The following is a 6,976-nucleotide window of genomic DNA, read 5'->3' on the forward strand; positions in this document are numbered from 1 at the left end:
TGCTCTTACAGGTCACCCATCGCCGCGTTCGGGACGGTGTCCGGGTGCAGATCGACCTCTGCGAACCTCGCGACGATGAGGTACAGCCGGTTCTTCTCTTCGAGTCTGTTGATCTCGGCCTCAAAGCCGAAGCGCTCGAAGACGTCGATGTTGCCGGAGAAGTGCGAGATGTAGTCGATCAGGTTGGCGCGCAGGCCCTCGGGGTCCTCAAGCAGTCGGGCGAAGTCGTACTGCGAGGTGTTGTAGAAGGTCAGGCCGGTCTTGCGCTTGACCTGGACGTCCAAGGCGCCACCGTCGAACCTCTCGGACAGGGCGCGGACATCGTCACGGGTGGGCTCGAGCAGGCAGTCCAGGCGTCGGAGGATCGTGAAATGGGAGGATGATGCCGCCGTACTGGTGCGGCCTGTAGACGCCTCGCAGTTGATCAGCGATCGACCAGACGAAGTTACCCAGGATGCTCAACTCAGCCCTGCTCTCTCACTACCGGTGGTGTGGGCCAAGCATGGCAGAGGCCACCGACACGATCGGTCGGATTGGCCCCGTTGGTGAAAGAGGCCCGACCGCCTCTTCGGTGCGCCCGGCTGTATGAGCCGCATGGCCTTTACGGCCCGGAACCGGTGGTGAAATTGTCGGGTCCGGGCCGTCTGCATGGAAGCTCAGGCCGCAGTGGCCGGGGCGGTGGCCGTCGTCCGTTCAGAGGGGACCCGGTGCAGTAGCTGCAGCACTTCGTCCCAGACGCCGGCCGGATTGTCAGTCTCCAGAACTAGCACGGCAATCACGTCGAGGGCGTGGTCGATCTTTCCACCAGAGTCCTTCTTTGCCTGCTCGATCCGCTTCAGGTTTCGGGCCACCTCCGGCCGGGCGTCGGCGAACGCGGCGGGCAGTCTGTCGAGGGCGTCGGACAGGTCCCAGTCCTCGGGGATGAAGTACGTCGCCTGCGTCGGGTCCTGGCTGAGCACCCTCACCGCGGGTTCCGTGATCCGGGGTCCAGTGGTGATCTCTACGTTTAGGAGCAGCTTCGAGGCAGCACGGTACAAGGCCGTCACGTCCGGGTCGTGGCCTTCGGGGATTACCTCGGAGATGGTGATGCGCTCGAAGGAGAGGAGGCGGCGGGTGAGCACGGCTGCCGTGTCGAGAGAGGCCCGCTCGGGGTCGTAGGCGGCGATGAAGCGGTCCCCGTCACGGCGCAGCATGACGGCCTTCGCCTGCTGGGCATCCCCCTGGTGCATGTGAAGGGACACGGTGAAGAGGCACTCACGAGTGAGGATCGTCATGCCGAAATCTCCGCTCGTCGCCAGTTCCGCCCAAGGGCGTCCCGGTGGTTGCCGGTGTGGCCATGCTGCTGGGTGCACGGCAGGCGGTCGGACCAGGTGTCGTCGGTGTCCGGCTGGCCATCCATCCGATCGCCGGTCAGTGGGTCGCGGCCGGGGCGTCGCTCCAGACACTCGCACCCGACAAGGCCGGTGAGGGCGGTGCGCAGCGGGCTGGGGGCGACGCTGGTGCGCCGACTGACGATCTCCGCCATGTGCTTGGGAATGAGTTCCAGGACCACCTGGAGCGCGGCCTGCGGGTCGTCAGCCTGTCGGCAGACGTCGGCCAGTTCCTTGGCCATCTTCGCGATGACCAGCTCCCCGATCGGGGTGATCTGGCCGTTCTCGGCGACGAGGGTGTCCGGAGGAAGTGTGTCGGGGTCGATATCGGTGGTCACGCGATCGCCTCGTTCTCGGCCTCATCCGATGCGCGTTCGTCCACGGGCCGGATCACGAACTCCTGGAGAAGCATGTAAGCGAGCTTGAGGTCCGAGCCGCCATCGCGCTTGAGGAGCTTGTGTAAGCCGATCCCGGCCTCGACCAACAGGGTCATGACGCCGCAGTACGAATCGTTCATCGCGCGGAGCTGCTGCCAGGAGACTGGGGTGGGTCCGGAGGCGAGAGCTGTGGGAGCGGTGGAGGTGCACTGTCCGTCTGGGGGCGGCGTCGCCGTTGATGCCTCGGGGCTTGCGGCGGTCATGATCGTTCTCCTCCTTGGGGAGCGCGGGTGGAGGGCCTCGCTGGGAAACGTTGGCTGCCAGCAAGTGGGGTCTGCCTTGCTTTCCTAGTCGCCACGCCGGCGGTCGGGCCAGGCGTCCCTCCCCGTTCGAGAGACATGCCGCCTGAAGCTGCTACCCAGCAGTACGATCCGTGTTTTTGGTGGCAGCCCGGGCGGTGGTGGCCAGCCCCGCATGAAGGGCACTTGGGGCCTGCAGAGGTAGGCGACCGGTGTGCGCGGTGAGGCCGCACTACGTGCGGAGCAGGGCTACTCGACCGCTGTGGCTGCCGGGGGAGCTGTGGGAGGACATTCGGGGCGGCGCCCAGCCGGGGCGTGTCAGAGACACCGGCGGATGCAGGCCGTTCGCCCAGGTCCGCGCCCATCCGATCATGGCAACTGAGACCAAAACTGAGACCACAGCACGACGAGGGCCCCGACCCAGATCTGGTCGGGGCCCTCGTTCCCGCTGGTCAGCGGCTGCGGAGGATACGAGATTCGAACTCGTGAGGGGTTGCCCCCAACACGCCTTCCAACTGTGCTGGTTGGGTGTGGGTGTGTGCACGGGGGCGTTCACCTGCGTTCATGGGCGGCTCGCCACCGGATTGGGATCGGCTTCCGGTCTCGGCTGAACGACGGTGAACGAGGCTGAATGAGACGGAAAGTGAGACGGGCGCGGCGGCCGTTGTCAGTACAGCCTCGTCTGGGCCGTATTCGGCTGTTTGGCCAACGAAACGAGATGCCGTGCCGGGCGTCGCGAGTGTCAAAGGTCTTCAACCTGTGATCATGGAGCGTTCATTGAAAGTGATCGACGAGGAGCTCCAAGTCGCGGGGGCCGATGTGCCGCCGCCGCGGGGCGCTCGCGGTAGCGCACTGAAGGTGATGTGGTGAACTGGTTGACCTCGCTGCCGGCGGTGGTGCTGGTTGTGGGCGGGCTCTTACTTGCCTTACTGGTCGCGGCCGTGGCGCGGGTCGGCGTCCGGGCGCTCGTACCGGTCGAGGAACGGGATCGGGTGCCGCAGATCGCCACGCCCCTGATGCCGACACTCGGCGCCGCCTTCGCGATCTTTGCGGCACTCACACTGGCCAGCGAGGCCGGCTACCTGCGCGCAGCCGAGGGGTTGGTGAGCGACGAGGCGGCCGCGGCCTCCCGCCTGGCATGGGCGGCGACAAGTCCGCAAGTTCAGTCGGAGCCGATCCATGCGGCACTGCTGGACTACTTGCAGACCACGCGTGCCAGGGAGTGGGAGGCTACAGCAGCGGCGTCCGGTGACGACCCCGCCACCGCTCGCGCGATCGCACGGCTGGAGCGGAGTGTGCGCACCGAGGCGGCCCGGCCCGAGGTGGGAACCCCGACAGGCACGGAGCTGGTGGTTTCCATGGACGGTGTCACCAGTAGTCGTCGCGCCCGCGTTGCGGCCGCCTCGCGCGACGTTCCCGCGCTCTACGTCGTCACGCTTGTGGTCAGCGGACTGGCCTTGATCGTGAACTCCGGCGCACTGGTCTTCCGCAGCAGCCTGCGAACGTCACTGCTGATCGTAGGTGTTGCAAGTGTGGTCGGGCTGAGCCTGGCGTTGCTCTTCGCACTCAGCGCGCCCTGGAGCGGACCGTTCATCGTCAGCGGGCATCCACTCGACGCCACCATCGCGGACCTGAAGTCCGGCTTCTTCGACGGCGGGCCGTAGGCGACGGGCGCGATCAATACGCCGGCAACTGCTCATCGGCGGCCGTGACCTGCGGCCGCCTAAACGATCAGCGTCCTGACCTGCTGTCGAGCTGTCGGCAGTTGTCGACGTGGGTCATCGTTGAGCGCCCTTCCACGGCCCCAGGACGGCCCGGGAGGGCGCTCGTGCATTGCGAAGACACCTGCCTTGTAAGGGCGGCTGTGACCTGCGACGGGGACGCCCTGGTCACCCCGGCAGTAGCGCCAGCCCAGCTCACCGGCGCACGTCGACTGCGACGAGCCGTCGCTGACCGTGGCTGACCGCCCTATGTGGCACGGCAGTGGCACGGCTCCGCCCCTCGATGAGAACTACGGGCACGACGGTCGCTGAAGGCTGCTGGGCACGTCGGCCAGTCATCCGAGCCTGATGACAGCTGGCTACGGTCGTCGCGGTTGCTGTACTTCGCTGCTGTATGACTTTGGTCGCTTCATCGACAAGGTGAGCACCGAGCATCGCAAGCTCGACGGCTCTGGAACCTTCGGCGGGCTTCAGTAAGACTCATCGAACCGTTGGGACCACCACGGATGACGTCCGCATCGTGATCGTCCTGTCCGTCGTCCTCCCATCCACATACCTCGCACATTTCGAACCCGCCGCGATGGATGAGCGTCATGTGGCGACAACACGGGCAAGGCTCGGCGCCGGTCTCCAGCACCCCATGGTTGTTAATGAATGGAACGGTCACCTATTCATGATGCCTGGTCGGCGTCAATCAGCTTCGGCGGGGATCAGTAGCCGAAGAAGTGAGGGGCCGGACTTCTGACCTGCGGCCGTGCTATCGATCACCGCTGCGACCTGCGGCTTAGTACTACAGCCGTAGATCGTGATCTTCATGCTTGAGCGGCTTGACGCCGGTAGTGGCTGGTCTGGGATCGGGCTTGGTGGCGGCGTCGCCAGACGGACCAGCGAAGTCGGTGGACAGGGTCAAAGACGGTCCGGTTGACGAGCGTGATGAACAGTCGTTGGATCTCGTCACAAGTGAGCGGTATCAGCTCGTCGGGCGAGGGATGACCCTCGTGTTCGTTCGCGCGGAGGACAGCGAGGAAGGCATGCGCGAGCATGGCCAGGGTGACCCAGCGGGACCAGGACGGGTAGCGGCGGACCTGGTGCTCGTCCAGGGCCGCCAGGCCCTTGCCGGACTGGAAAAACTCCTCGACCCGCCACCTTGATCCAGCGACGCGCACCAGGGTGGTCAGCGGCACTGCGGCAGGCGAGTAGCAGCGGTAGTAGGCACGTTCGCCGGTGCTGCGGTTGCGGCGGATCAGCAGCTGCCGGCTCCCGGGCCGGGGATCGGTGAGGTCGATGACGGCCCAGTCGTAGAAGCGGGGGCCCTTGGCTCCGGCCCCTGCGGACAGCTTCTGCCAGGCCCTCTTGGGCACCTTCCTGGCCAACATGTCGGCGCGAAACCTCCCGGCGCCTGTGGTGACTTCGTGCGAGCAGGCCACCGCGAGGACGTAGCCGGTGCCGCGTTCCTCCAGCGCGGTGCGCAGCCTCGGGTTGCCGCCGTAGACCTCGTCTCCCGCGACCCAGGCGGCCCGATGGCCGGCGTCGAGGAATCGGGTGACCATGCGAGCGGCCAGCTCCGGCTTGGTCGAACTCCGTATTGTCACCGAGGCCGGCGGCCCGGCAGCGGTCGGGATCGGAGGTCCAGGAACGCGGAACATAGAGTTCCCGGTCCACTGCGGCGTGCCCGCGGCGGCCGGCGTAGACCAGGTAGACGGCGACCTGGGCGTTCTCGATCCTGCCCGCGGTGCCGGTGTACTGCCGCTGGACTCCAACGGTGTCGGTGCCTTTCTTCACATCGCCGGTCTCGTCGACCACCAGCACCGCCTCGTCGTCGTGCAGATGCTCCACCACGTAGTCACCCACCTCGTCGCGGACCTGGTCGGCATCCCACTTCGCCCTCCCGAGCAGGTGCTGCATGCCGTCCGGGGTCCTGTCCCCGGCCCACTCGGCGATGGTCCAGCAGTTCTTGCGCGGCAGGTCCGACAACAGGCCGAGTACCAACTTCCGGGCCCGGCGTCGGGATTCGACCCGTGTGAAGCGTCCCGCTATCCGGCTCATCAGGCCCTCGAACGCCTCCTGCCAGCAGGCAGGGTCTACGCTGTGACCTGCGGCCACCGCATGATCGTTTGTCTTCACACACCGATGATCAACGGTGGCCGCACCCGTCTCCACACCGCGTCAGGTCGCGCAGCGTCTGCCTGCCGTCCTGTGTATCGGAGGGCTTGTGCAACGTGGCGAAGTCTGGTGGGTCCAGTTCGACGAGCGGAGGTTGGTCGTACTGCTGTCAGGAGACGACGCGTCCGGGTTCCAGGTGATGCAGGTCGTCGCTCCGGCGGGCCTCGACATCAGCGGTCTGGGCATCGAAGTGACGGTCGGCGCCGGTGAAGGGCTGCCGCTCGAAGGCGTGCTGCGGCTCGCGTTCCCGCGTCCAGGCTTCACCCCGTGCACGTGGCTGACCACCGTGTCCCGGGACGACCTGATAGAGCGGGCGGCCGTCCTGTCCTCCAGGAAGCTCAGCGAGATCGACGATGCCCTCCGACTCGCTGAACAAGCACAGGAGCGGACCCCGGCAACGACCGCGAAGCTCAGCGAGATAAGGGACGCCCTCCGTCGCGGTGAACTCGGGTAGACGGAGAAGGAGCCGACGCCCGCGACGGCATGGGCGATCTCGGGCGAGATGATCCACGCTGGACACCTGCCGCCTCGACGCCCCTCACCATCGAGATCACGATCTACGGCTGGAGTACTAATACTCCAGCAGCGTTTCGCTATCTGGCCTGGTCAGAGGCGTCGTCCGGAGTGTAGTTGGCTGATGATGCGTCAGGGGCGGTCTTGCCGGACCGCCCCTCCAACGAGTGGATCGAGCACTGGCCGGGCTGCGTTCCGGGCAGCCTCCCAGCGTGATCGACGACCTTGCGGACGTGACCTGGGACCGTGAACTCGACGACCTCTTCCTCCGCATCGGCCACCACTTCGGCCGCGCCGACCTGCGACGCCGGATGCGGGACTACATCCGCGCCCTGCTCGGCCCGGTCGGCCGCAAGAACGGCTGGCAGCTGGCCGAATACGCCGGGCATCGCACCCCCGACGGCCTCCAGCGACTGCTGAACGGGGCAACTTGGAACACCGACGACATCCGCGACGACCTGCAGACATACGTCGCAGAGAAACTCGGCGAGGACGGCGGGGTGCTCATCCTCGACGACACCGGCTTCGTCAAG

Annotated in this window: 9 protein-coding genes and 1 pseudogene; 3 read left to right on the top strand and 7 right to left on the bottom strand. The window is 66.5% G+C overall.

Annotated elements, in window-relative coordinates; all coding sequences use genetic code 11:
* Positions 1-5 precede the first annotated feature (5 nt).
* From ACZ4RZ_RS37665 to ACZ4RZ_RS37685, 5 genes are all read right to left on the bottom strand, one after another.
* Positions 6-365: a type I restriction-modification system subunit M N-terminal domain-containing protein gene (locus ACZ4RZ_RS37665; RefSeq protein WP_467751556.1), complete on the bottom strand. Its 360-nt coding sequence runs from the start codon at positions 363-365 to the stop codon at positions 6-8.
* Positions 325-462 carry a type I restriction-modification system subunit M N-terminal domain-containing protein gene (locus tag ACZ4RZ_RS37670; protein WP_467751539.1) on the bottom strand — a complete coding sequence of 46 codons (138 nt, stop codon included), beginning with the start codon at positions 460-462 and terminating at the stop codon, positions 325-327. Before ACZ4RZ_RS37670 ends, ACZ4RZ_RS37665 begins: the two co-directional genes overlap by 41 nt.
* A gap of 194 nt (positions 463-656) precedes the next feature.
* Positions 657-1,274, bottom strand: a complete 618-nt coding sequence (locus tag ACZ4RZ_RS37675; protein ID WP_467751540.1) for a hypothetical protein — start codon at positions 1,272-1,274, stop codon at positions 657-659.
* Positions 1,271-1,708 (bottom strand): hypothetical protein, encoded by a 438-nt coding sequence (locus ACZ4RZ_RS37680; protein WP_467751542.1) that lies wholly within the window; start codon positions 1,706-1,708, stop codon positions 1,271-1,273. Before ACZ4RZ_RS37680 ends, ACZ4RZ_RS37675 begins: the two co-directional genes overlap by 4 nt.
* Positions 1,705-2,010: a hypothetical protein gene (locus ACZ4RZ_RS37685; RefSeq protein WP_467751543.1), complete on the bottom strand. Its 306-nt coding sequence runs from the start codon at positions 2,008-2,010 to the stop codon at positions 1,705-1,707. Before ACZ4RZ_RS37685 ends, ACZ4RZ_RS37680 begins: the two co-directional genes overlap by 4 nt.
* Before the next feature lie 902 nt (positions 2,011-2,912).
* Between ACZ4RZ_RS37685 and ACZ4RZ_RS37690 the strand changes: the two genes are divergently transcribed.
* The gene (locus tag ACZ4RZ_RS37690) at positions 2,913-3,710 is read left to right on the top strand and encodes a bestrophin-like domain (protein WP_467751545.1); all 798 of its coding nucleotides are present in this window, start codon (positions 2,913-2,915) and stop codon (positions 3,708-3,710) included.
* A 466-nt stretch (positions 3,711-4,176) separates the two neighbouring features.
* Here the strand turns inward: ACZ4RZ_RS37690 and ACZ4RZ_RS37695 are convergent, their stop codons facing one another.
* Together ACZ4RZ_RS37695 and ACZ4RZ_RS37700 are read right to left on the bottom strand one after the other, a co-directional pair.
* Positions 4,177-4,434, bottom strand: coding sequence for a CPCC family cysteine-rich protein (locus ACZ4RZ_RS37695; protein ID WP_467751546.1), 258 nt, complete (start codon positions 4,432-4,434; stop codon positions 4,177-4,179).
* Positions 4,435-4,579: 145 nt separating this feature from the next.
* Positions 4,580-5,813, bottom strand: a pseudogene (locus ACZ4RZ_RS37700) (IS701 family transposase).
* 166 nt (positions 5,814-5,979) lie between these two features.
* On the opposite strand from ACZ4RZ_RS37700, the gene ACZ4RZ_RS37705 reads away from it, so the two are divergent.
* Positions 5,980-6,384 (top strand): type II toxin-antitoxin system PemK/MazF family toxin, encoded by a 405-nt coding sequence (locus ACZ4RZ_RS37705; protein ID WP_031080431.1) that lies wholly within the window; start codon positions 5,980-5,982, stop codon positions 6,382-6,384.
* Between the two features lie 292 nt (positions 6,385-6,676).
* On the top strand, positions 6,677-6,976 hold a 300-nt coding region (locus ACZ4RZ_RS37710; RefSeq protein ID WP_467751558.1), incomplete at its 3' end, for a transposase.

It is taken from the genome of Streptomyces sp. NPDC027189 (genome assembly GCF_055566975.1).

Bases quoted from the DNA above. Each gene is read 5' to 3' on its own strand.
- ACZ4RZ_RS37675 (WP_467751540.1), bottom strand. From the start codon at position 1,274: ATGACGATCCTCACTCGTGAGTGCCTCTTCACCGTGTCCCTTCACATG.
- ACZ4RZ_RS37685 (WP_467751543.1), bottom strand. From the start codon at position 2,010: ATGACCGCCGCAAGCCCCGAGGCATCAACGGCGACGCCGCCCCCAGAC.